At 66.6% G+C, this 21,155-nt stretch carries 24 protein-coding genes; 19 read left to right on the top strand and 5 right to left on the bottom strand.

All coding sequences use genetic code 11. From position 1 onward, the window contains the following. Window positions 1–94: 94 nt before the first annotated feature. Window positions 95–673: a GNAT family N-acetyltransferase gene (locus ACZK0Z_RS14790; protein WP_197620675.1), complete on the bottom strand. Its 579-nt coding sequence runs from the start codon at window positions 671–673 to the stop codon at window positions 95–97. Window positions 674–853: 180 nt separating this feature from the next. After that, window positions 854–2,743 carry a DNA topoisomerase IV subunit B gene (gene parE, locus ACZK0Z_RS14785; protein ID WP_049429545.1) on the bottom strand — a complete coding sequence of 630 codons (1,890 nt, stop codon included), beginning with the start codon at window positions 2,741–2,743 and terminating at the stop codon, window positions 854–856. Between the two features lie 172 nt (window positions 2,744–2,915). Between parE and ACZK0Z_RS14780 the strand changes: the two genes are divergently transcribed. The 10 genes from ACZK0Z_RS14780 (at window position 2,916) to truD (ending at window position 10,809) form a co-directional block, all read left to right on the top strand. Beyond that, window positions 2,916–3,149: a hypothetical protein gene (locus ACZK0Z_RS14780; protein ID WP_049429546.1), complete on the top strand. Its 234-nt coding sequence runs from the start codon at window positions 2,916–2,918 to the stop codon at window positions 3,147–3,149. A 400-nt stretch (window positions 3,150–3,549) separates the two neighbouring features. After that, complete coding sequence (locus ACZK0Z_RS14775) at window positions 3,550–5,214, top strand: CTP synthase (RefSeq protein ID WP_005408998.1); 1,665 nt, start codon at window positions 3,550–3,552, stop codon at window positions 5,212–5,214. 89 nt (window positions 5,215–5,303) lie between these two features. Further along, window positions 5,304–6,134 carry a 3-deoxy-8-phosphooctulonate synthase gene (kdsA, locus tag ACZK0Z_RS14770; RefSeq protein ID WP_014036736.1) on the top strand — a complete coding sequence of 277 codons (831 nt, stop codon included), beginning with the start codon at window positions 5,304–5,306 and terminating at the stop codon, window positions 6,132–6,134. Then, window positions 6,131–6,478 (top strand): hypothetical protein, encoded by a 348-nt coding sequence (locus ACZK0Z_RS14765; RefSeq protein WP_049429548.1) that lies wholly within the window; start codon window positions 6,131–6,133, stop codon window positions 6,476–6,478. The genes kdsA and ACZK0Z_RS14765 overlap by 4 nt, the downstream gene beginning before the upstream one ends. Then, window positions 6,478–6,807 (top strand): hypothetical protein, encoded by a 330-nt coding sequence (locus tag ACZK0Z_RS14760; protein WP_197620673.1) that lies wholly within the window; start codon window positions 6,478–6,480, stop codon window positions 6,805–6,807. Before ACZK0Z_RS14765 ends, ACZK0Z_RS14760 begins: the two co-directional genes overlap by 1 nt. A gap of 96 nt (window positions 6,808–6,903) precedes the next feature. Beyond that, window positions 6,904–8,196 carry a phosphopyruvate hydratase gene (eno, locus tag ACZK0Z_RS14755; RefSeq protein ID WP_197632715.1) on the top strand — a complete coding sequence of 431 codons (1,293 nt, stop codon included), beginning with the start codon at window positions 6,904–6,906 and terminating at the stop codon, window positions 8,194–8,196. Window positions 8,197–8,200: 4 nt separating this feature from the next. Beyond that, window positions 8,201–8,554, top strand: coding sequence for a cell division protein FtsB (gene ftsB, locus ACZK0Z_RS14750; RefSeq protein WP_197632714.1), 354 nt, complete (start codon window positions 8,201–8,203; stop codon window positions 8,552–8,554). Next, on the top strand, window positions 8,551–9,249 hold the full coding sequence (ispD, locus tag ACZK0Z_RS14745) for a 2-C-methyl-D-erythritol 4-phosphate cytidylyltransferase (RefSeq protein ID WP_049429579.1): 699 nt from the start codon (window positions 8,551–8,553) through the stop codon (window positions 9,247–9,249). The genes ftsB and ispD overlap by 4 nt, the downstream gene beginning before the upstream one ends. Before the next feature lie 34 nt (window positions 9,250–9,283). Further along, the gene (gene ispF / locus ACZK0Z_RS14740) at window positions 9,284–9,781 is read left to right on the top strand and encodes a 2-C-methyl-D-erythritol 2,4-cyclodiphosphate synthase (RefSeq protein WP_111203487.1); all 498 of its coding nucleotides are present in this window, start codon (window positions 9,284–9,286) and stop codon (window positions 9,779–9,781) included. Further along, window positions 9,778–10,809 (top strand): tRNA pseudouridine(13) synthase TruD, encoded by a 1,032-nt coding sequence (gene truD / locus ACZK0Z_RS14735; RefSeq protein ID WP_197632713.1) that lies wholly within the window; start codon window positions 9,778–9,780, stop codon window positions 10,807–10,809. The genes ispF and truD overlap by 4 nt, the downstream gene beginning before the upstream one ends. Window positions 10,810–11,116: 307 nt before the next feature. Here truD and ACZK0Z_RS14730 read toward each other — a convergent pair whose 3' ends face one another. Continuing rightward, the gene (locus ACZK0Z_RS14730) at window positions 11,117–11,656 is read right to left on the bottom strand and encodes a Smr/MutS family protein (protein WP_049429576.1); all 540 of its coding nucleotides are present in this window, start codon (window positions 11,654–11,656) and stop codon (window positions 11,117–11,119) included. Window positions 11,657–11,864: 208 nt separating this feature from the next. On the opposite strand from ACZK0Z_RS14730, the gene surE reads away from it, so the two are divergent. From surE to ACZK0Z_RS14710, 4 genes are read left to right on the top strand one after another with little or no spacing between them, the layout of a single operon-like run. Further along, window positions 11,865–12,644 carry a 5'/3'-nucleotidase SurE gene (gene surE, locus ACZK0Z_RS14725; RefSeq protein WP_197632712.1) on the top strand — a complete coding sequence of 260 codons (780 nt, stop codon included), beginning with the start codon at window positions 11,865–11,867 and terminating at the stop codon, window positions 12,642–12,644. Next, window positions 12,641–13,318, top strand: coding sequence for a protein-L-isoaspartate(D-aspartate) O-methyltransferase (locus ACZK0Z_RS14720; protein WP_049429575.1), 678 nt, complete (start codon window positions 12,641–12,643; stop codon window positions 13,316–13,318). Before surE ends, ACZK0Z_RS14720 begins: the two co-directional genes overlap by 4 nt. Window positions 13,319–13,336: 18 nt before the next feature. Next, window positions 13,337–13,951 carry a YqaA family protein gene (locus ACZK0Z_RS14715; RefSeq protein WP_014036746.1) on the top strand — a complete coding sequence of 205 codons (615 nt, stop codon included), beginning with the start codon at window positions 13,337–13,339 and terminating at the stop codon, window positions 13,949–13,951. Continuing rightward, window positions 13,948–14,733, top strand: a complete 786-nt coding sequence (locus ACZK0Z_RS14710) for a peptidoglycan DD-metalloendopeptidase family protein (RefSeq protein ID WP_197632711.1) — start codon at window positions 13,948–13,950, stop codon at window positions 14,731–14,733. Before ACZK0Z_RS14715 ends, ACZK0Z_RS14710 begins: the two co-directional genes overlap by 4 nt. Before the next feature lie 149 nt (window positions 14,734–14,882). On the opposite strand, the gene ACZK0Z_RS14705 is transcribed toward ACZK0Z_RS14710, so the two are convergent. After that, the gene (locus ACZK0Z_RS14705) at window positions 14,883–15,257 is read right to left on the bottom strand and encodes an Mth938-like domain-containing protein (protein WP_106548949.1); all 375 of its coding nucleotides are present in this window, start codon (window positions 15,255–15,257) and stop codon (window positions 14,883–14,885) included. 13 nt (window positions 15,258–15,270) lie between these two features. Then, window positions 15,271–15,576, bottom strand: a complete 306-nt coding sequence (gene yhbY, locus ACZK0Z_RS14700; protein WP_004152868.1) for a ribosome assembly RNA-binding protein YhbY — start codon at window positions 15,574–15,576, stop codon at window positions 15,271–15,273. 65 nt (window positions 15,577–15,641) lie between these two features. Here yhbY and rlmE point away from each other — a divergent pair, with 65 nt between their 5' ends. From rlmE to miaA, 5 genes are all read left to right on the top strand, one after another. Further along, entirely contained in the window at window positions 15,642–16,274 is a 633-nt protein-coding gene (gene rlmE / locus ACZK0Z_RS14695) for a 23S rRNA (uridine(2552)-2'-O)-methyltransferase RlmE (RefSeq protein WP_005409014.1), read from the top strand. A gap of 69 nt (window positions 16,275–16,343) precedes the next feature. Further along, entirely contained in the window at window positions 16,344–18,278 is a 1,935-nt protein-coding gene (gene ftsH / locus ACZK0Z_RS14690; RefSeq protein ID WP_010485966.1) for an ATP-dependent zinc metalloprotease FtsH, read from the top strand. Window positions 18,279–18,380: 102 nt separating this feature from the next. After that, window positions 18,381–18,566, top strand: coding sequence for a hypothetical protein (locus tag ACZK0Z_RS14685; RefSeq protein ID WP_043034328.1), 186 nt, complete (start codon window positions 18,381–18,383; stop codon window positions 18,564–18,566). A 646-nt stretch (window positions 18,567–19,212) separates the two neighbouring features. Further along, window positions 19,213–20,109 (top strand): dihydropteroate synthase, encoded by an 897-nt coding sequence (folP, locus tag ACZK0Z_RS14680; protein WP_197632710.1) that lies wholly within the window; start codon window positions 19,213–19,215, stop codon window positions 20,107–20,109. Next, a complete protein-coding gene (miaA, locus tag ACZK0Z_RS14675; protein ID WP_049428127.1) occupies window positions 20,109–21,062 on the top strand; it encodes a tRNA (adenosine(37)-N6)-dimethylallyltransferase MiaA in 954 nt (317 codons plus the stop codon). The genes folP and miaA overlap by 1 nt, the downstream gene beginning before the upstream one ends. Window positions 21,063–21,155: the final 93 nt, after the last annotated feature.

Genomic DNA, 21,155 nt, shown 5'->3' with positions numbered 1-21,155 from the left:
ACGGAAGGGGGTTCCGATGCTAGGCCGGTGGGTGCCGCACCGGATGTGTCCAAAGGCATGCCTGGGCGCGCTGGCCGGTTGCGGCCAGATTGGGTCAAGCGGGCAGGGCTGCTGCCGCTTCGTCGTTGGCCAACAGGCCGTAGACGGCCGAGTCCGAAAACTCACCCTGGATGCGCCAGCGCTGGCGCAGCACCCCTTCGCGGTGGAAGCCCAGGCGGTCAAGCACATGTGCCGAGGGTACGTTGCGTGGATCGATCTCGGCTTCGATACGGTGCAGGTGCAGGGTGCGGAACAGATAGCCCAGCATCTGCTGCAGGGCCTCATGCATGTAGCCCTGGCCCTGGCGGTCCGGCGCCAACAGATAGCCGATCTCGGCCCGCATGGCCTCGCGATCAATGGCGAACGCAACGCAGATGCCCAGTAGTGGGCCGTTGGGCGATTCGCGCACGGCCAGCTTCAACTGGGTACCGATGGCGTGCGCGGCAAGATCGTCGTCGATCTGTTCGCGGGCTTCGGCCGGACGCGTCCAGGCCGGGTGGTTCCACCAGCGCATCACGTCCGGATTGGACTGCAGCGTGAACAGCGCGGCCGCGTCGTCACGGCGGATCGGGCTCAGCACCAGCCGCGGGCTGTGCAGCGGCAGGGCGGGGAACAGCAACGAGTGGCTGGCCAATACGATGGTCCACACGGGTGGACGCGCATTATGGCGCCGTAGGGTTTGCCGATGGCGGCGGGATGGCTCCGGAGCGGATGGGGTCGGAGCCCTTTCCGCAGGAAGGGGCTCCGACCCGGTTGGCGGCAGTGGGGTCAGAGCCGTTTCCTGTCAGGAAACGGATCTGACCCCGCGGCGGCATCAGACTTCCAGCGAGGCCAGGTCGCCCTTCGACTCCAGCCAGCCCTTGCGGTCGGAGGCGCGCTTCTTGGCCAGCAGCATGTCCATCAGCGAACTTGTCTGTTCGCGATCGTCCACGGTCAGCTGCACCAGCCGGCGCGTATCCGGGTGGATGGTGGATTCACGCAGCTGCGGCGGGTTCATCTCGCCCAGGCCCTTGAAGCGGGTCACGTTGATGGCGCCCTTGATCTTCTCGCGTTCGATCTTGTCCAGCATCGAGCGCTTTTCCTCTTCGTCCAGGGCGTAGAACACCTGCTTGCCCACGTCGATGCGGAACAGCGGCGGCATCGCCACGAACACGTGGCCGGCATCGACCAGCGCCGGGAAGTGCTTCAGGAACAGTGCGGTCAGCAGCGTTGCGATGTGCAGGCCGTCGGAGTCCGCGTCGGCCAGGATGATGACCTTGCCGTAGCGCAGGCCGCTGATGTCATCCTTGCCGGGGTCGCAGCCGATGGCGATGGCCAGGTTGTGTACTTCTTCCGAGGCCAGCACGCTGTTGGACGAGACTTCCCAGGTGTTCAGGATCTTGCCGCGCAACGGCATGATGGCCTGGAAGTCCTTGTCGCGGGCCTGCTTGGCGCTGCCGCCTGCCGAGTCACCTTCCACCAGGAACAGCTCGGTGCGCGACAGGTCCTGGCTGATGCAGTCGGCCAGCTTGCCGGGCAGGGCCGGGCCCTGGGTGACCTTCTTGCGGACGACCAGCTTCTCGGTCTTCAGGCGTGCGCTGGCACGCTCGATGGCGATCTGCGCGATCTTCTCGCCCAGCTCCACGTTCTGGTTCAACAGCAGGCTGAAGGCATCGTGGGCGGCGCCTTCAACGAAACCGGCTGCCTGGCGCGAGGACAGGCGTTCCTTGGTCTGGCCGCTGAACTGCGGGTCGGTCATCTTCAGCGACAGCACGAACGACACGCGGTCCCACACGTCTTCCGGGGCCAGCTTGACGCCACGCGGCAGCAGGTTGCGGAAGTCGCAGAACTCGCGCAGCGCCTCGGTCAGCCCGGTACGCAGGCCGTTGACGTGGGTGCCGTGCTGGGCGGTGGGAATCAGGTTGACGTAGCTTTCCTGCACCAGTTCACCTTCCGGCAGCCAGGCCACGGCCCAGTCCACCACCTCGGTGTCCTTCTTCAGGTTGCCGACGAACAGGTCGGCCGGCAGCGATTCGCGCTCGCCCAGTTCCAGCTTCAGGTAATCGCGCAGGCCGTCCTCGTAGTACCAGGTGTCGACTTCGCCGGTGGCCTCGTCGGTCAGCTTGACGGTCAGGCCCGGGCACAGCACGGCCTTGGCGCGCAGCAGGTGCTTGAGCGCGCGCACCGCGAACTTCGGCGTATCGAAGTACTTCGGGTCCGGCCAGAAGCGCACGCGGGTACCGGTGTTCTTCTTGCCGACAGTGCCGACCACTTCCAGCGGGGTGGCGCGGTCGCCGTTGCGGAAGGTGATGCGGTGTTCGGCGCCTTCGCGCTTGATGTGCACTTCCACCAGGGTCGACAGCGCGTTGACCACGCTGACGCCGACGCCGTGCAGGCCGCCGGAGAAGGTGTAGTTGTTGTTGCTGAACTTGCCGCCCGCATGCAGGCGGGTGAGGATCAGCTCGACGCCCGGGATCTTCTCTTCCGGATGGATGTCCACCGGCATGCCGCGGCCGTCATCGCTGACCTCCACGCTGCCGTCCTTGTACAGGGTGATCTCGATCGAGCGGGCGTGGCCGGCGAGGGCCTCGTCCACCGAGTTGTCGATCACTTCCTGCGCCAGGTGGTTCGGGCGCGCGGTGTCGGTATACATGCCGGGACGGCGCTTGACCGGGTCAAGGCCGGACAGGACTTCAATATCGGCGGCGTTATAGCGGGCGTTCATCTATCTTCTAAAGCGCGGAGCGACGCGCAAGTGTGCGGTCTGTGCGCCGAATTTGCACGCCTGCGGTTCAGCCTCGGCGGCGGGGAGGGGGTAAAATGGCAGTCGCTGGAATCTGAACGCCGGCGACCCCCGTTGGGTCGAAACATCCAAGCCATACCGCGAGGAGGACCTCATGAAGAAGTTGCTGACCATTGCGATCCTGGCCGCTGCCGCCGTTGCAGTGCCGCTGGTGGTGGCGCAGAACGCCGGCCAGCCGGCCCCGCAGCAGGGTGACCAGGCCGACAAGGCGCAGGCCGAAGCCGATGCCAAGGCCAAGCGCCGCGCCCAGGCCAATGCCGAAATGAAGGCGCAGGGCCAGCCGGCCCCGCAGCAGGAAGAGGAAGAAGAGGCGAGGAAGAAGAAGTAATCCTTCCACCCTCCGAAGCCCTTGCCGCAAGGGATTCGCCCCCCGACGCCCCGCCCAGCGGGGCGTTTCTTTTGGGTGATGGCCGCAACTGCCTCTTGGGTTGGCGGCCATCAATCTGTAAACTATGGCTTTCCGGGAGTAAGTGCGTGTCCACCCTTTGCGAATGGGCTGGCACGACCATGCGTGGTCGCCAGCAATGCGGGTCGCAGGTGACGGTCGATATGACCGGCACGGCCGCCCCGACCTCGCAGGGTGGTCCCCGTCCGGCACCTGCCGCCGCTCGGCCCAGCACCTCCCTCGCTGCCCCAGCGAACCGGAAAACCCCCTTCAAGCTCCATGCCCGCCCTCCGGGTGCGCGTGGTGCTGCCGTTTTCCATTTCCAGACAGGATGCTTGCAGCCATGACTCCCTTGATTTTCGTAACCGGCGGCGTGGTGTCCTCGCTCGGCAAAGGCATTGCCGCTGCGTCACTGGCCGCCATTCTCGAAGCCCGTGGCCTGAAGGTCACGATGATGAAGCTCGACCCGTACATCAACGTCGACCCGGGTACCATGAGCCCGTTCCAGCACGGTGAGGTCTACGTCACCGACGACGGTGCCGAGACCGACCTCGACCTAGGCCACTACGAGCGCTTCGTGCGCACTCGCCTGAGCCGCAAGAACTCGGTCACCACCGGCCGCATCTACGAGAACGTGATCCGGAAGGAACGCCGCGGCGATTATCTGGGCGCGACCGTGCAGGTCATTCCGCACATCACCGACGAGATCCGCCGCTGCATCGATGAAGCCACCGAAGGCTACGACGTGGCCCTGGTCGAGATCGGCGGTACTGTCGGCGACATCGAGTCGCTGCCGTTCCTGGAAGCGATCCGCCAGGTGCGCACCGAGCGTGGCCCGGAGAAGGCGCTGTTCATGCACCTCACCCTGGTGCCGTACATTGGCGCCGCCGGTGAGCTGAAGACCAAGCCGACCCAGCATTCGGTGAAGGAGCTGCGCTCGATCGGCATCCAGCCGGACGTGCTGCTGTGCCGCTCCGAGCAGGCGGTGCCGGATTCTGAGCGACGCAAGATCGCCCAGTTCACCAACGTTTCCGAGCGTGCCGTCATCAGCGTGCCGGACGTGGACGTGCTGTACCGCATTCCGTCGGGCCTGCATGCGCAGGGCCTGGACGAGATCGTGGTCAACCAGCTGAAGCTGGCTGACAAGGCCGGTCCGGTCGACCTGTCGATGTGGGAAGACGCGGTCGATGCGACCCTGCACCCGCTGGACGAAGTGACCATCGCCGTGGTCGGCAAGTACGTCGACCACCAGGACGCCTACAAGTCGGTCGGCGAAGCCCTCAAGCACGGCGGCCTGCGCCAGCGCACCAAGGTCAACCTGAAGTGGCTGGAAGCGCAGGATCTGGAAGGCACCGACATGGCCGCACTGGCCGATGTCGACGGCATCCTGGTGCCCGGTGGCTTCGGTGACCGCGGCTTTGAAGGCAAGGTGCTGACCTCGAAGTTCGCCCGCGAGCAGCAGGTGCCGTACTTCGGCATCTGCTACGGCATGCAGGCGGCGGTGGTGGACTACGCCCGCAACGTGGTCGGCCTGGAAGGCGCCAACAGCACCGAGAACGATCGCCAGTCGCCGAACCCTGTGATCGGCCTGATCACCGAGTGGCGCACCGCCACCGGCGATGTCGAGAAGCGCGACGACAAGAGCGACCTTGGCGGCACCATGCGCCTGGGCCTGCAGGAACAGCGCCTGAAGCCGGGCACGCTGGCCCGCGAGCTGTACGGCAAGGACGTGGTCGCCGAGCGTCATCGGCACCGCTACGAGTTCAACAACCGCTACCGCACCCAGCTGGAAGATGCCGGCCTGGTGATCGCCGGCAAGTCGATGGATGACACCCTGGTGGAAGTGGTCGAGCTGCCGCGCGATGCGCACCCGTGGTTCCTGGCCTGCCAGGCGCACCCGGAATTCCTGTCCACGCCGCGTGACGGCCACCCGCTGTTCATCGGTTTCATCCGTGCCGCGCGCGAGCGCAAGGCCGGTGGCAAGCTGCTTTCCGAAGCGCGTGCCTGACTTGTGAATGGGGGCTTCGGCCCCCATCCTGCATGCTTCAACCCCCAGCGCACCGGCCCGTCCGGTGCTGCGGACAACAAGGAAACGCCATGAAACTGTGTGGATTCGAGGTCGGGCTGGACCAGCCCCTGTTCCTGATCGCTGGCCCCTGCGTGATCGAGTCGATGCAGCTGCAGCTCGATACCGCCGGCAAGCTGAAGGAGGTCACCGACAAGCTCGGCGTCAACTTCATCTTCAAGTCCAGCTTCGACAAGGCCAACCGCACCTCGGGCACCGCCTTCCGCGGCCCGGGCATGGAAGAGGGCCTGAAGGTCCTGGCCGAGGTCAAGAAGCAGATCGGCGTGCCGGTGCTGACCGACGTCCACGAATACACCCCGATGGACGAAGTGGCCTCGGTGGTAGATGTGCTGCAGACCCCCGCGTTCCTGGTCCGCCAGACCGACTTCATCCGCAAGGTGTGCTCGGCCGGCAAGCCGGTCAACATCAAGAAGGGCCAGTTCCTGGCGCCGTGGGACATGAAGCCGGTCGTTGAGAAGGCCAAGGCCACCGGTAATGAGCAGATCATGGTCTGCGAGCGGGGTGCCAGCTTTGGCTACAACAACCTGGTCAGCGACATGCGTTCGTTGGCGGTGATGCGCGATACCGGTTGCCCGGTGGTGTTCGACGCCACCCATTCGGTGCAGCTGCCGGGCGGGCAGGGCACCAGTTCCGGCGGCCAGCGCGAGCACGTGCCGGTGCTGGCCCGTGCCGCCGTGGCGGTGGGCATCTCCGGCCTGTTCGCCGAGACCCATCCGGATCCGTCCAAGGCACTGTCCGATGGCCCCAATGCGTGGCCGCTGGACCAGATGGAAGCGCTGCTCGAGACCCTGATGGAACTCGATGCGGTGACCAAGAAGCACGGCTTCTCGCGCTTCGCGTGAGTCGCGACCCGTGGCTGGCGCTGGAAGCCCAGCGCCGCCGCCGGCACTGGAAGCAGTGGCCCTGGGGCCTGATTGCACTGGGCCTTGCCGTGCTGTTCACCGTCGGCATGTTCGGCCTGGTGCTGATCGGCGCAGCGTCCGTGCGGCCGCCGGGTGATGGTGGCAGCGCGCTCAATCTGCGCGCGTACTTCATCGGGCTGATGGTCGCAGAGTTGGTAGCGGCCATGGGCTGCGCCGCTGCGGCCGTACTGGCCTGGCGCCTGAACCGTGGCAAGGTGGCCGCCGGCCTGGCGATCATCCTGCTGTCGCTGTGGTTCGGCGCCCTGTTCTACGGAGTGCTTTGATGAATACGACCACGTCGGCGCGCGGCTGGCCCTGGGGGCTGATCGCTCTGGGCTTGGCCTTGTTGACCTGGATGGCCCTTGTGGTGGGCGTGCTGGCCTTCACGGCCGGCTTCCGGCCGCCGGGGGACGGAAACAACGGCGTGCAGGCCACGCAATGGTGGATGCTGGGCGCGTTGGTCACGATGGTGCTGTCCTTCCTGGGCTGCCCGGTGGCGATGGTGCTGGCCTGGCGTCGGCAGCGTGGCCCCATCCTGGCGGCGATTGCCGGTGCATTGCTGGTGATGCTGGTATCGATGGTCCTGATCGTGATCGGGTCCAGCTGGGGCTGAAGCGGCCTGCGCCATTTGGCAAGTGGCGGGCAGCCGGGGATAATCACGCGGCATTCGTTTTGTCGCCCCCTCTCCAGACAGGTAACCGGCCCGACCATGAGTACGATCCGCAGCATCCACGCCCGTGAAATCCTCGACAGCCGTGGCAACCCCACGCTGGAAGCCGAAGTCATCCTGGAGGACGGTTCGTTCGGTCGTGCCGCGGTTCCCTCCGGCGCCTCGACCGGCACCAAGGAAGCGGTCGAGCTGCGTGACGGCGACAAGACCCGTTACCTGGGCAAGGGCGTGCGCAAGGCCGTCGACAACGTCAACACCACCATTGCCGCCGCGCTGAAGGGCTTCGAGGCCACCGACCAGGCCGGCCTCGACCGTCGCCTGATCGACCTCGACGGCACCGAGAACAAGGGCCGCCTGGGCGCCAACGCACTGCTGGGTGTTTCGATGGCCGCCGCGCATGCCGCCGCCGCATCGAGCAAGCAGGCACTGTGGCAGTACCTGGCCGCCAAGACCGGCGTGACCCCGTCGCTGCCGGTGCCGATGATGAACATCATCAACGGCGGTGCGCATGCCGACAACAACGTCGACTTCCAGGAGTTCATGGTGCTGCCGGTCGGCTTCACCTCGTTCTCCGAAGCGCTGCGCGCCGGTACCGAAATCTTCCATTCGCTGAAGTCGGTGCTGAAGGGCCACGGCCTGAGCACGGCGGTCGGCGACGAAGGCGGCTTCGCGCCGGACTTCCGCAGCAACGTCGAAGCGCTGGACACCATCCTCGAAGCGATCGGCAAGGCCGGCTACACCGCGGGTGAAGACGTGCTGCTGGGCCTGGACGTGGCGTCCAGCGAGTTCTTCGAGAACGGCAAGTACAACCTGGTCGGCGAGAACAAGCGCCTGACCTCCGAGCAGTTCGTCGACTTCCTCGCCGACTGGGCCGCGCAGTACCCGATCATCACGATCGAAGACGGTCTGGCCGAGAACGACTGGGGCGGCTGGAAGCTGCTGACCGACCGCATCGGCAAGAAGGTGCAGCTGGTCGGTGACGACCTGTTCGTGACCAACCCGAAGATCTTCCAGGAAGGCATCGACTCGGGCACCGCCAACGCGATCCTGATCAAGGTCAACCAGATCGGCACCCTGAGCGAAACCCTGGAAGCGATCGCCATGGCCGACAGCGCCGGCTATGCTGCCGTGGTCTCGCACCGTTCGGGCGAAACCGAAGACACCACCATCGCCGACATCGCCGTGGCCACCACCGCCACCCAGATCAAGACCGGCTCGCTGTGCCGCAGCGATCGCGTGGCCAAGTACAACCAGCTGCTGCGCATCGAGGAAGCCCTCGGTGCTGGCGCGCGTTACGCCGGTCGTGACGCGTTCGTTTCGCTGAAGCGCTGAACCCATGCGCGACTGGCGCTGGATGCTGCTGGTGCTGGCCCTGCTGCTGGGCTGGCTGCAGTACCGCTTCTGGTTCGGTCCGGGCAATTCGGGCGAAGTGATGATGCTCGAAGCCCAGGTCGCCAACCAGGAGCGGGACAATGAGGGCCTGCAGCAGCGCAATGATGCGCTGGCTGCGGAAGTGAAGGACCTCAAGGAAGGCCAGTCCGCCATCGAGGAACGCGCGCGCAGCGAGCTGGGCATGATCAAGCCTGGCGAAAAGTTCTACCGCGTGGTCGAGGATGCGCCGGTCCAACCGCCGCAACCTGCGGCAGGTGTCAGTGCGCAGGTCAGCGAACACCCGGCGGACGTGCCATGAGTGCGGCGATCTGGGTCGTGGTTCCGGCTGCCGGCCGTGGCACCCGCTTCGGCGCGCCGTTGCCCAAGCAGTACCTGCAGGCAGGTGGGCAGATCCTGCTTGCCCATACCCTGGACGCCCTGCTGGCGCACCCGGCCGTGGCCGGGGCGATGGTGGTGATCGGCCAGGACGATGCCGACTGGCCCGGCTGGAACGAATGGGTGGGCAAGCCGGTGTTGACCTGCATTGGTGGCGCGACCCGCGCCGCTTCGGTGCTGGCAGGCCTGCAGGCGCTGCCGGAAACGGTGCGCGCGGATGAGTTCGTACTGGTCCACGATGCCGCGCGGCCGAACCTGTCGCCGGCCGATCTCGGCCGCCTGCTTGAGGTCGGCCGTGCCGACCCGGTCGGCGCGATCCTGGCTGCCCCGGTGCGCGACACGCTCAAGCGTGCGGGTGACGACGGCGGCATCGATGGCACCGAGCCGCGCGAGCGCCTGTGGCGCGCGCTGACCCCGCAGTTGTTCCGTCGCCATCAACTCAGCCGCGCGTTGTCCGAAGCCGCGGCCGCCGGTGTCGACGTCACCGACGAGGCGATGGCCATGGAGCGCCAGGGCCAGCGCCCGCTGCTGGTGGAAGGCAGCGAGGACAACTTCAAGGTCACCACCCCGGCCGATCTGGACCGGTTCGAATTCGTACTTTCCCGCCGCGCCAGCTGATTGCCCGCGCGGCCCTGCTGCAAGGGTTGCATCCATGAGCACCGCACCGTTCCCGCCCGTCCGCATCGGCCAGGGCTATGACGTCCATGCCTTCGGCGAAGGCGATCACATCATGCTTGGCGGCGTGAACGTTCCACACAGCTGTGGCGTGCTTGCGCACAGCGACGGCGACGTGATCCTGCACGCCTTGTGCGATGCGATGCTCGGTGCGCTGGCGCTGGGTGACATCGGCCAGCATTTCCCGCCCAGTGACGACCGCTGGAAGGGCGCCGACAGCAGCGATTTCGTCCGCCATTGCGACAGCCTGCTGCGCGAGCGCGGCTGGCGTGTCGGCAACACCGACATCACCGTGATCTGCGAGCGGCCCAAGGTCGGCCCGCATGCCCTGGCCATGCGTGAGCGCATCGGCGAGCTGCTGCAGTTGCCGCTGGATACGGTCAGCGTGAAGGCAACCACGTCGGAGAAGCTGGGTTTCACCGGGCGCGGTGAAGGCATTGCCGCACAGGCGGTCGTGTTGCTGGTGGCGGCATGATCCCGCTGCCGCTCGCGTTCGGTGCGCCGTTGTTGACGGCGCGCATCCGCACCACGCCGGAAGATTTCCAGGTCGATGAGCTACCTGCCTTCGAGGCCACCGGCGAAGGCGAGCACCTGTTGCTGCACATCCGCAAGCGTGGTGCCAACACCGTGCATGTGGCCAAGTTGCTGGCCAAGTGGGCTGGCCTGCCGGAAATGGCGGTGAGCTACGCGGGCATGAAGGATCGCCACGCGGTCACTACCCAGCGTTTCAGCGTGCACCTGCCCAAGCGCGTTGCGCCGGACCTGGCCGAGTTGGCCGGTCACGAGATCGAAGTGATCGAGTCCACCTGGCACAACCGCAAACTGCAGCGTGGCGCACTGGCTGGCAATCGCTTCAAGCTGGTGCTGCGTGAAGTGCAGGGCGATGCCGCAGCGATCAGCGAACGCCTGCAGCAGATTGCCGGACGCGGCCTGCCGAACTGGTTCGGCGAACAGCGCTTTGGCCGCGACGGCGGCAACGTGCCGGCGGCACTGGCGATGTTCGGTGGCCGCCGCATGCGCAAGGATCAGCGTTCGCTGCTGCTCTCGGCCGCGCGTTCGGCGCTGTTCAACCGCGTGCTGGCCGCACGCGTGGAGCAGGGCAGCTGGGATCAGCCGCTGGACGGCGAAGTGTGGATGCTCGATGGCAGCCGCAGCGTGTTCGGCCCCGAGCCGTACACCGACGTGCTGGCCGAGCGCCTGGCGCGTTTCGACATCCATCCCAGCGCGCCGCTGTGGGGCGAAGGCGAGCTGCGCAGCACCGATGCGGCACGCGAGCTGGAGCTGGCCGCGCTGGACGACGAGGAATCGAAGGCGCTGCGGGCCGGCCTGGAAGACGCGCGCCTGAAGCAGGAGCGCCGCGCGCTGCGCCTGCGCCCGGCGCTGCTGCAGCACCAGTGGCTGGCCGATGACGTGCTGGAGCTGTCGTTCGCATTGCCGCCCGGCTGCTACGCGACGGCCGTGCTGCACGAGCTCGGCCCCGTCGAAGACGCTTCGCAGGCCTGACCAGGGCGCGCGGTTTTCGCGCGCCGCTGGAAGAGCAGTCGACTGACAGTCGACTCTACACCGCTGTGCTGCACGAGCTCGGTCTGGTCTGAGCAGAGTGCGCGGTTTTCGCGTGCCGCTGGAAGAGCAGTCGACTGACGGTCGACTCTACACCGCTGTGCTGCACGAACTCGGTTCGGCCTGAGCAGGGCGCGCGGTAGAGTCGACTGTTAGTCGACTTGCGCGCGCAGCGCGGGGTATTCGCGTGCCGCTGGAAGAGCAGTCGACTGACAGTCGACTCTACCTGGATGCATGGCGTCCCCTTTTTTCATCGTCGCGCCAGCAGCACCAGCACCGCGCCGGTGCCGCCTTGTCCGGTCGGCGCCGAATGGAAGGCCAGCACGTCGTTGCGCAGCCGCAGCAGGCGATCGACCAGGTTCTTCAGCACCGGCGCGCCACCATCGGACTGCAATCCCTTGCCATGGATGATGCGCACGCAGCCGTACTCGTGTGCATGCGCCTCCAGCAGGAACTGGCGCAGCAGCGTCTGTGCCTGCGCGGCAGTGGCACCATGCAGGTCCAGTTCGTCCTGCACCGAATACTGGCCACGCTTCAGGCGCTGGAACAGGCGCGGCGGCAGGTTGTCGCGGCGATAGCTGGCCACGTCGCCGGCTTCCAGCGGGGAGCTGTCGCGCAGCAGCCGAGCGAACTCGCCGGCCGCTTCGGCCTCGTCGCGTTCGGCCATGCGCGCGCGCGGCTTCGGCCGGGGCGCGGCGGGGGCCGGCTCGGCATCCTTGCGCAGCGGCGTCACTTCGCCGATGGCCGCACGGAACAATGCGGCCGGATCTTCGTCTTCAGGGTGCGACATGCGCACAGGGTAAACCGCCGGCGCAGGTCTGCCTATGACGGTTCAATGTCGGTCGTGACCGCCGGCAGGGTAGGACCGGCGGCTCGCATGCGGCACAATAGATGATGCCCTTGCAGGGTCGACGGCTTCCGCAGGGAGCACGACGGTCCCGCCCACACTGCACGGTGACGGAATCGAATTCTTGGAAAATCAAGCGGTTAAATCGAAGATGCGAATCCTGGTGAGTAACGACGACGGTGTCGACGCCGCAGGCATCCGGATGCTGGCCTCGGTGCTGCGCGAGGCTGGACACGAAGTCACGGTGGTCGCACCCGACCGCGATCGCTCCGGTGCCAGCAACTCGCTGACCCTGGACCTGCCGATCCGCCTCAAGCGCATCGACCATTACACCGTCTCGGTGGCAGGTACGCCCACCGACTGCGTGCACCTGGCGCTGACCGGCCTGCTTGAATTCGAGCCCGACATTGTCGTGTCCGGCATCAACAATGCTGCCAACCTCGGCGATGACGTGATCTATTCCGGCACCGTCTCGGCGGCGATGGAAGGTCGTTTCCTCGGCTTGCCGGCGGTTGCTGTTTCACTGGTCAGCCGCAATCACGACCCGAAGCATTTCGAGACCGCAGCGCGCGCCGCGGTCGAGATCGTTGCCCGGCTCAAGGCCGATCCGCTGCCCGCCGACACCATCCTCAACGTCAACGTGCCGGACCTGCCGTGGAACGAGGTCAAGGGCTTCGAGGTCACGCGCCTGGGCAACCGCCATCGCGCCGAAGGCTGCATCGCGCAGAAGGACCCGCGCGGCAACGAGGTCTACTGGATCGGCCCGGCCGGTCGTGAGCAGGACTCCGGCCTTGGTACCGATTTCCACGCGGTACGCACCGGCCACATCTCGATCACCCCCATCCAGGTCGACCTGACCCGCTACCAGGCCCTGGAGAAGGTGGCCAGCTGGGTCGGCGGCCTCAGCGCCGCGCTGGACCAGCCGGCATGAGTCCACGCCTTCGCCTGCAACCGGAAGCCGTTGGTATCGGCATGACCTCGCAGCGCGTGCGTGACCGCCTGGTCGATCGCCTGCGCGAGGCCGGCATCGTCGACGAGTCGACCTTGAATGCGATCCGGGTGGTGCCACGTCATCTGTTCATCGACGAAGCGCTTGCGTCACGCGCCTACGAAGACACCGCCCTGCCGATCGGCCACGGCCAGACCATTTCCCAGCCGTGGGTGGTGGCGCGCATGACCGAAGCCGTGCTGCAAGTCTCGCCGAAGAAAGTGCTGGAAGTCGGTACCGGTTCCGGCTACCAGGCCGCCGTGCTCGGCGCGCTGGGCCTGGAAATCTACACCGTCGAGCGCATCGGCGACCTGCTGCGGCAGGCGCGCAAGCGCTTCCGTGCGCTGGGCATGAACATCCGCACCAAGCATGACGACGGCCGCGCCGGCTGGGCCGAGCATGGCCCGTTCGATGCCATCGTGGTCACCGCTGCAGCGCCCGCACTGGTCGATGAACTGGTCGGGCAGCTGGCCGAGGGCGGCCGCCTGGTGGCGCCGGTCGGTGGGCCGGGCGGGCAGTCGCTGGTGCAGCTGGACCGCAAGGCTGACGGCAGCATCGAACAACGCGTGCTGGCGCCGGTCACCTTCGTGCCGCTGCTGTCCGGCATGCTCGACTAATCCACGGAGCAGGGTTGCATGAAGATTTTCGGGCCGCTGTACGAGCGGGCGATGAAGTGGGCGGCGCACGAACGCGCGCCGACCTACCTGACGGTGTTGAGCTTCTTCGAGGCGATCATCTTCCCGGTGATGCCGGAAGTAATGCTGGCGCCGATGTGCGTGGCCCAGCCAAAGCGCGGCTGGTGGTTCGCCACGCTCAGCCTGGCCGGCTCGATGGTCGGCGCGCTGGTCGGCTATGCACTGGGTCATTACGCCTTCGAGGCGATCAAGCCGCTGTTCGAGGCGCTGGGCATGCTGCCGGCCATCGAGCAGGGCATCACCACCGTGCAGGCGAAGATGGCCGAGTCGCCCTGGGCGGTGTTCACCTTCCTGGTGCTGGGCGGCTTCATGCCCATCCCGATGAAGGTCTTCACGTGGGCATCGGGTATCGTCGGTGTACCGATGCCGCAGTACCTGTTGAGCATGCTGATCGGTCGTGGCAAGCGCGTGTTCGTGCTGGCTGCGGTCATCCGTATCGGTGGTGCGCGTGCTGAAGCGGCACTGCGTCGCTGGATTGAACCGCTGGGCTGGATCGCCACCGCGTTGGTGGTGGTGCTGATCGCCTGGCTTGTATGGAGGTCGAAGTTCGCATGAGTCCTGATCGTCTGAGCAAGGGAGTGCGCATCGGCGCGCTTGCGTTGCTGGTTTCCACCCTGGCCGCCTGCGGCACCGCCACCGTGGTCCGTCCGGGCGGCGGCAGCACCGGTGGTGGCGTGACCACGCCGAAGACTTCGGTGCCCAAGCCCGGGCAGACGGTGGTCGTGCGCAAGGGCGATACCATCTATGCGCTGGCCCGCATCCACGACATCACCCCGGCCGACCTGATCGCCTGGAACAGCCTGGACAACCCGTCGACCATTCATCCGGGCCAGGTGATCCGGCTGTATCCGGCCGGTGCCAGCGGTGGCCGCGCGCCGACCACGGTGGTGACGCCGTCGCGTTCCGGCGGTGGCAGCACGGGCAGCACCGCGCCGACCACCGCCCCGGTGGGCCCGGTGAAGAGCAACATCGCCTGGCGCTGGCCGGCAGATGGCGCGATCGTCGGGCGCTACGTGGCCGGTGACGCAACCAAGCAGGGCGTGGACATCGCCGGTACCAGCGGCCAGGCGGTGAAGGCCACCGCCAATGGCGTGGTGGTGTACTCCGGTGCCGGCCTGGTCGGTTATGGCGAGCTGATCATCATCAAGCACAGTGACCAGTGGCTGTCGGCCTATGGCCACAACCGCAAGCGCCTGGTGAACGAAGGCCAGAGCGTGAAGGCCGGCGAGCAGATCGCCGAAATGGGCCGTACCGGTGCGAACCGCGACATGGTCCACTTCGAGATCCGCTACAACGGCAAGCCGGTCGACCCGCAGCAGTATCTGCCGGCGCGCTGACGCAGGCAGAGACGGGCAGCGCCACATGTAGAGCCGAGCCATGCTCGGCTGCTCTTCGCTGCGATGCGGCGCCGCCCGAGCGTGGGCTCGGGCGCTACAGAGTCGAGTGTGATCCAGGGTAGCTCCGGGCCATGCCCGGCGGCACCACGTCAGCCTTCGAGAATGAAGGCGGCGGCGACCTTGCGGCCTTCGCCTGCAAGGATGTTGAAGGTGCGCGCGGCGGCCGGATTGTTCATCACTTCCAGGCCGATCCCGCGCGACAGGCAGGCTGCCATCACCACCGCCGGCGGGAACACCTGGCGGTCACCGGTGCCAAGCACGATCAGTGCCGGGTTCAGCGCCAGGATCGGCTCCAGGTCGGCCAGCTGCAGTTCGGCGGCCTGCTTCACCGGCCAGCGCTCGACCAGCTGGTCCGGAGTCAGGAAGAAGCTGCTGCCCAGCACCAGCTCGTTGACCCTGGCCGAGCGGCCATCGGCGGCGCGCAGGCTGTAGGCGTAATCCGGCGGTTCGTGGTTCAGCTGCATGGCAGTCGGGCGATCAGCCGCGCGGAAGCACGATCTGGCGCTGTTCCTTGCTCGGGCGGTACAGCACGGCGACGTGGCCGATGCGCTGCACCAGCGCGCTCTCGGTGGCCTCGACGATCTCGCCGATCATCACGTCACGGGCGTCGCGATCCTCGGCAGCGACTTTCACCTTGACCAGCTCGTGGCGCTCCAGCACTTCGTTCAGCTCAGCAATGAAGGCCGGGGTCACGCCCTTGCCGCCGGTCTGCAGCAGGGCCTTCAGGTCGTGGGCTTGGCCGCGCAGGAAACGGGTCTGGGAGGCGGTCAGGGCGATGGACATGCAGGAAAAGACGGTTGAATGGGGCGATCAGGGTATCATGAGGACCCCATCAGCCCCTATTTTCAATGGCTACCCGCAGCAAAAGCAGCCAGCGCTGGCTCAAGGAACACTTCTCCGACCCCTTCGTGAAGAAGGCCCAGGCCGAAGGCATGCGCTCGCGCGCCGCCTACAAGCTCGAAGAGCTGCTTGAACGTGACCGGTTGCTGAAGCCGCACATGGTGGTGGTCGACCTCGGTGCGGCCCCGGGCGGCTGGTCTCAGCAGGTGCGGAGACAGATCGGCGACACCGGCCGTGTGCTCGCCTTGGACATCCTGGACATGCCGCCGCTGGCCGGCGTGGAGTTCCTTCATGGTGACTTCAGGGAAGAAGCCGTCCTATCGCAGTTTGAAGCCATGCTCGGGGATCAGCCGGTAGACCTTGTGCTGTCGGACATGGCCCCCAATAAGAGTGGTGTGGGCGCGGTTGACCAGCCGCGGATGATGCACCTGGCGGAGCTGGCCCTGGATTTTGCCGACAACCACCTGAAGACCGGTGGGGCGTTCCTGATCAAGCTGTTCCAGGGTGAAGGCTTTGATGACTACGTGCGCGACATGCGCCGCCGGTACGACAAGGTCTCCATCCGCAAGCCGGAAGCGTCGCGCAAGCGCTCTCCCGAGGTGTATGCCTTGGGTCAGGGAAAACGCGCCCACATGAAGTAAGCTCGCAACGTACGCAAGTTCGACCCCAACGCAACGCCAGCACTGAGAGGAACACCGGAGCCAATGAGGATGAACGACTTGACCAAGAACCTCCTGCTATGGGTGGTCGTCGCCGTCGTGCTGATGGTGGTCTTCCAGAGCTTCTCGCCCAAGTCCTCCGGGGCCGGGGCGCAGGGCGCGTCGTATTCGCAGTTCCTGGACCAGGTGGACAGCGGCAACGTGCAGAAGGTCGCCTTCGGCGGCGACATGCGCGGCGGCACCAGCCAGCTGACCTACACCACCCGCGGTGGGCAGTCGTCCACCATCACCGCGCCGTTCGATCGTGACCTGATCAACGTGCTGCGCACCAAGAACGTGGAGATCGTGCAGGAGGAGCCGTCCAGCGGCATTTCCCTCGGCGCGATCCTGATGAATTTCCTGCCGGTCATCCTGATCATCGGCTTCTGGTTGTTCATCATGCGCCAGATGCAGGGCGGTGGCGGCGGTGCCAAGGGCGCGATGTCCTTCGGCAAGTCGCGCGCCAAGCTGCAGGGCGAAGACCAGATCAAGGTCACCTTCGCCGACGTCGCCGGCTGCGACGAGGCCAAGGAAGAAGTGGGTGAACTGGTCGACTTCCTGCGCGACCCGTCCAAGTTCACCAAGCTGGGCGGCAAGATTCCGCGCGGCGTGCTGATGGTGGGCCCGCCGGGTACCGGCAAGACGCTGCTGGCCAAGGCCATCGCCGGCGAAGCCAAGGTGCCGTTCTTCTCGATCTCCGGTTCGGACTTCGTTGAAATGTTCGTCGGCGTCGGCGCCAGCCGCGTGCGTGACATGTTCGAGCAGGCCAAGAAGCACGCGCCGTGCATCATCTTCATCGACGAAATCGACGCCGTCGGTCGCCACCGTGGCGCCGGCCTGGGCGGCGGTCACGACGAGCGCGAGCAGACCCTGAACCAGCTGCTGGTCGAGATGGACGGTTTTGAAGGCGGCGAAGGCGTGATTGTGATCGCCGCGACCAACCGTCCTGACGTGCTGGACCCGGCGCTGCTGCGTCCGGGCCGTTTCGACCGCCAGGTGGTGGTCGGCCTGCCGGACGTGAAGGGCCGCGAGCACATCCTGAAGGTCCACATGCGCAAGCTGCCGCTGGCCGACGATGTCGAGCCGATGGTCATCGCGCGTGGTACCCCCGGCTTCTCCGGTGCGGATCTGGCCAACCTCTGCAACGAGGCCGCCCTGTTCGCTGCGCGTGGCAACGAGAAGGAAGTCCGCATGGACCACTTCGACCGTGCCCGCGACAAGATCCTGATGGGTGCCGAGCGCCGCTCGATGGCCATGAGCGAAGAAGAGAAAACGCTCACCGCTTACCACGAAGCTGGTCACGCCATCGTCGGCCGCCTGGTGCCCGAGCATGACCCGGTCTACAAGGTCACCATCATTCCGCGCGGCCGTGCGCTGGGTGTGACCATGTACCTGCCGGAAGGCGACAAGTACTCGATGAACCGCGTGGCGATCAAGTCGCAGCTGTGCTCGCTGTACGGTGGTCGTGTGGCCGAGGAGCTGATCTTCGGTGCCGACAAGGTCACCACCGGTGCCTCCAATGACATTGAACGCGCCACCAAGATGGCCCGCAACATGGTCACCAAGTGGGGCCTGTCCGACCAGCTCGGCCCGATCGCCTACGGCGAAGAGGACGACGAGGTGTTCCTGGGCCGTTCGGTCACCCAGCACAAGAGCGTGTCCAACGACACCGCGCGCCGCATCGACGAGGAAGTGCGCAACATCCTCGACGAGGCATACGCACGCACCACCGAGCTGATGACGGCCAACCTGGACAAGCTGCACGCGATGTCCCAGCTGCTGCTGCAGTACGAGACCATCGACGCGCCGCAGATCGACGCCATCATGGAGGGCCGCGATCCGCCGCCGCCGGCCGGCTGGAACAAGTCGAACAAGGACGGTGGCAACGACAAGGGCGGCGACGCCCGTCCGCTGCCGCCGATCGCAGGCCCGGCCGAATCGCACTGACGGCCCGCTGCATGTGACACCAGACGAGGCCGGGGCAACCCGGCTTCGTCGTTTCCGGGCCACTGGCCCATCCCGAAGAACCGCACTGACGCTGGAGCCCGCATGTCCGCCCCGAAGCCCGAACCGATTTCCCACACCGTCGAAATGGTCATCGCCACCGTGGTCGGCGTGGGTGTGGGCCTGGGCGCCGACAACCTGCTGCTGGGCTGCGTGGTGGGTATCGGTGTCGGCATCGTGCTGAGCATTGCCAAGACCCTGTACGTGGATCGCAAGCGCCGCCGCCGTTGAGGGCGCGGCAGGGCTGCGCCCTGCACCTGCCGAAGCTTCAAGCAACGGCCGAAGCAACAGCAGAAGCTGGCTGTCCGTGGGATGGCGGGGCGGTGTGGGCAGGCAGGACACGCCGTAAACCCCGCTCCGCGGTCCGGCCCAGCCGCTGGCGGCTGTGCGTTCGGGCGCTTGCGAAGCAATGCTTCGCAAGCAAAGCCCCCTCACCCATGGGGGCTCGATGGCGCCATCCATGGCGCCAACGGTCCTGCCTGCCCACACCGCCCCACCTCTGACAGATTTCGGCAGCTGCTGGTAGGTGTCGACCTTGGTCGACACGGTAGATCCACGCCATGCGTGGAGACATTTCGATTCCAATTCGAAATGTTTGATTCCGATGGAGATTCATCTACGCATGGCGTGGATCTACTGCAGATCGCGGAAATCTGTCGAAGGCGGGGTGGGTCCGGTTGCGGGGGCGTGAGCCGCATGGATGCGGCGACCGAGCTTACATGGACGTACTTGCAGCGGCCCCCGCAACCGGACCCACCCCGCCATTCTTCAGTAAACCCGCTGTTGCTCCGGCTGTTGCTGTCGCTCTGGCCTCGGCGGGTGCAGGGCGCCGCCCTGCCGAACTAAACTACCCGCCGTTGTCCCTGCAGGATTGCCCATGTTCGATACCTCGCCCCAGCTCGATTGCGCCGGCCGCATCCTGCGCCTGGACCGTGCCCGGGTCATGGGCATCGTCAACGTCACCCCGGACTCGTTTTCCGACGGCGGCGCGCACGACACAACCCAAGCCGCAGTCGCGCACGGCCTGAAGCTGGTGGAGGAGGGCGCCGACCTGCTCGACATCGGTGGCGAATCGACCCGCCCGGGTGCTGCGCCGGTATCGGAGGAGGAGGAGCTGCGCCGGGTGATTCCGGTGATCGAGCAGCTGGCCGCACGCACAACGGTGCCGATCAGCATCGACACCTTCAAGCCGGAGGTGATGCGCGCAGCCGTGACGGCCGGCGCCGGCATGATCAACGACATCTATGGCCTGCGCCAGGACGGCGCATTGGAAGCCGCTGCCGACGTCGGCGTGCCGGTGGTGCTGATGCACATGCAGGGTGAGCCGGGCCATATGCAGGCCGATCCGCACTACGACGATGTGGTTGCCGAGGTGCACGGTTTCCTGGTGCAGCGGCTGTTCGCTGCGGAAATGGCCGGTATCGCCAAGAAGAATCTGCTGATCGATCTCGGCTTCGGTTTCGGCAAGACCACCGCCCACAACATGACCCTGCTGGCACGCTCCGAGCGCTTCCTGGAACTGGGCGTGCCGATGTTGGCCGGCTTGTCGCGCAAGCGCAGCCTCGGCGAACTGACCGGCCGCGACGCGCCCTCCGAGCGCGTGGCTGCCTCGGTGGCCGCACACCTGATTGCGGTCCAGCGCGGTGCGCGAATCGTTCGCGTGCATGACGTGGCAGCCACCGTGGATGCGCTGAAGATCTGGCAGGCCGTCGACGCCGTGCCTACGCCGCGTGCTGATGCCACGCCATCGATCCGCTGGCCGGACGAAGACTGATGGGCATCGACCGGCGGCCGCTGGCGATCGCCGTGATGGGGCCGACTGCCAGTGGCAAGACCGCCACGGCGATCGCCCTGGCGCGGCAGCTGGACGGCGAGATCGTCAGCGTCGATTCGGCGCTGGTCTACCGCCATCTGGATATCGGTTCGGCCAAGCCCGACGCCGCCGAGCGTGCGCAGGCGCCACACCATCTGCTGGACCTGCGTGATCCGTGGCAGACCTATTCGGCGGCCGAGTTCGCCGCCGATGCCGGCCGGGTCGTGGCCGACATCGTGGCGCGTGGCAAAACGCCGATCCTGGCCGGTGGCACCGGCCTGTACTTCCGTGCGTTGCTGCAGGGCCTGTCGCCAATGCCGGAGGCCGACCCGGCAATGCGCGAGGTGCTCAGCGCCGAAGCCGCCGAGCGCGGCTGGGCGGCCCTGCATGCTGAACTGGCCGAGGTCGATCCGGCTGCGGCCGGGCGCATCCATGCCACCGACCCGCAGCGCATCCAGCGGGCGCTGGAGGTCTACCGCCTGACCGGTACCCCCATTACCGAATGGCAGCGTCGGCCGGGCGTGGCACCCTTGCCGGTGCGCACCCTCAAGCTGATCCTGGCTCCCCGTGACCGCGCGGTGCTTCACCAGCGGATCGAAGCGCGCTTCGACGCCATGCTGGCGCAGGGCTTCCTTGACGAGGTACGGGCACTGCGCGCGATGCCGGAAATGGCTGCCATGTCGGCGCCATTGGACCTGCCGGCGGTGCGCGCGGTCGGCTATCGCCAGGCCTGGGAGTACCTGGACGGGGAGGGCGATGCCGCCCGATTCCGTGACAAGGCGATCTTCGCCACCCGGCAACTGGCCAAGCGCCAGCTGACCTGGCTGCGCGGCGAGCTTGATGCGCGCTGGTTCGACCCCCATGTGGATGGAGAGCGCCTGGCCGGCGCGGTGTCGACCTTCGTCGCACGCTGAACCCCCGCCAGCCGTGTAACATCATCGGTCGGCGGGCGGCTCGGGGGCCGTGGCAACCGTCGGCAACCCAATAAGAACAATAATCAGGAGTGT

Source organism: Stenotrophomonas sp. 116085_Sma (assembly GCF_056479585.1).
This window is presented reverse-complemented; position numbering and strand designations above follow the sequence as displayed.

Bases quoted from the DNA above. Each gene is read 5' to 3' on its own strand.
- parE (WP_049429545.1), bottom strand. From the start codon at position 2,743: ATGAACGCCCGCTATAACGCCGCCGATATTGAAGTCCTGTCCGGCCTT.
- ACZK0Z_RS14780 (WP_049429546.1), top strand. From the start codon at position 2,916: ATGAAGAAGTTGCTGACCATTGCGATCCTGGCCGCTGCCGCCGTTGCA.
- ACZK0Z_RS14775 (WP_005408998.1), top strand. From the start codon at position 3,550: ATGACTCCCTTGATTTTCGTAACCGGCGGCGTGGTGTCCTCGCTCGGC.
- kdsA (WP_014036736.1), top strand. From the start codon at position 5,304: ATGAAACTGTGTGGATTCGAGGTCGGGCTGGACCAGCCCCTGTTCCTG.
- ACZK0Z_RS14760 (WP_197620673.1), top strand. From the start codon at position 6,478: ATGAATACGACCACGTCGGCGCGCGGCTGGCCCTGGGGGCTGATCGCT.
- eno (WP_197632715.1), top strand. From the start codon at position 6,904: ATGAGTACGATCCGCAGCATCCACGCCCGTGAAATCCTCGACAGCCGT.
- ftsB (WP_197632714.1), top strand. From the start codon at position 8,201: ATGCGCGACTGGCGCTGGATGCTGCTGGTGCTGGCCCTGCTGCTGGGC.
- ispD (WP_049429579.1), top strand. From the start codon at position 8,551: ATGAGTGCGGCGATCTGGGTCGTGGTTCCGGCTGCCGGCCGTGGCACC.
- ispF (WP_111203487.1), top strand. From the start codon at position 9,284: ATGAGCACCGCACCGTTCCCGCCCGTCCGCATCGGCCAGGGCTATGAC.
- truD (WP_197632713.1), top strand. From the start codon at position 9,778: ATGATCCCGCTGCCGCTCGCGTTCGGTGCGCCGTTGTTGACGGCGCGC.
- ACZK0Z_RS14730 (WP_049429576.1), bottom strand. From the start codon at position 11,656: ATGTCGCACCCTGAAGACGAAGATCCGGCCGCATTGTTCCGTGCGGCC.
- surE (WP_197632712.1), top strand. From the start codon at position 11,865: ATGCGAATCCTGGTGAGTAACGACGACGGTGTCGACGCCGCAGGCATC.
- ACZK0Z_RS14720 (WP_049429575.1), top strand. From the start codon at position 12,641: ATGAGTCCACGCCTTCGCCTGCAACCGGAAGCCGTTGGTATCGGCATG.
- ACZK0Z_RS14715 (WP_014036746.1), top strand. From the start codon at position 13,337: ATGAAGATTTTCGGGCCGCTGTACGAGCGGGCGATGAAGTGGGCGGCG.
- ACZK0Z_RS14710 (WP_197632711.1), top strand. From the start codon at position 13,948: ATGAGTCCTGATCGTCTGAGCAAGGGAGTGCGCATCGGCGCGCTTGCG.
- ACZK0Z_RS14705 (WP_106548949.1), bottom strand. From the start codon at position 15,257: ATGCAGCTGAACCACGAACCGCCGGATTACGCCTACAGCCTGCGCGCC.
- yhbY (WP_004152868.1), bottom strand. From the start codon at position 15,576: ATGTCCATCGCCCTGACCGCCTCCCAGACCCGTTTCCTGCGCGGCCAA.
- rlmE (WP_005409014.1), top strand. From the start codon at position 15,642: ATGGCTACCCGCAGCAAAAGCAGCCAGCGCTGGCTCAAGGAACACTTC.
- ftsH (WP_010485966.1), top strand. From the start codon at position 16,344: ATGAACGACTTGACCAAGAACCTCCTGCTATGGGTGGTCGTCGCCGTC.
- ACZK0Z_RS14685 (WP_043034328.1), top strand. From the start codon at position 18,381: ATGTCCGCCCCGAAGCCCGAACCGATTTCCCACACCGTCGAAATGGTC.
- folP (WP_197632710.1), top strand. From the start codon at position 19,213: ATGTTCGATACCTCGCCCCAGCTCGATTGCGCCGGCCGCATCCTGCGC.
- miaA (WP_049428127.1), top strand. From the start codon at position 20,109: ATGGGCATCGACCGGCGGCCGCTGGCGATCGCCGTGATGGGGCCGACT.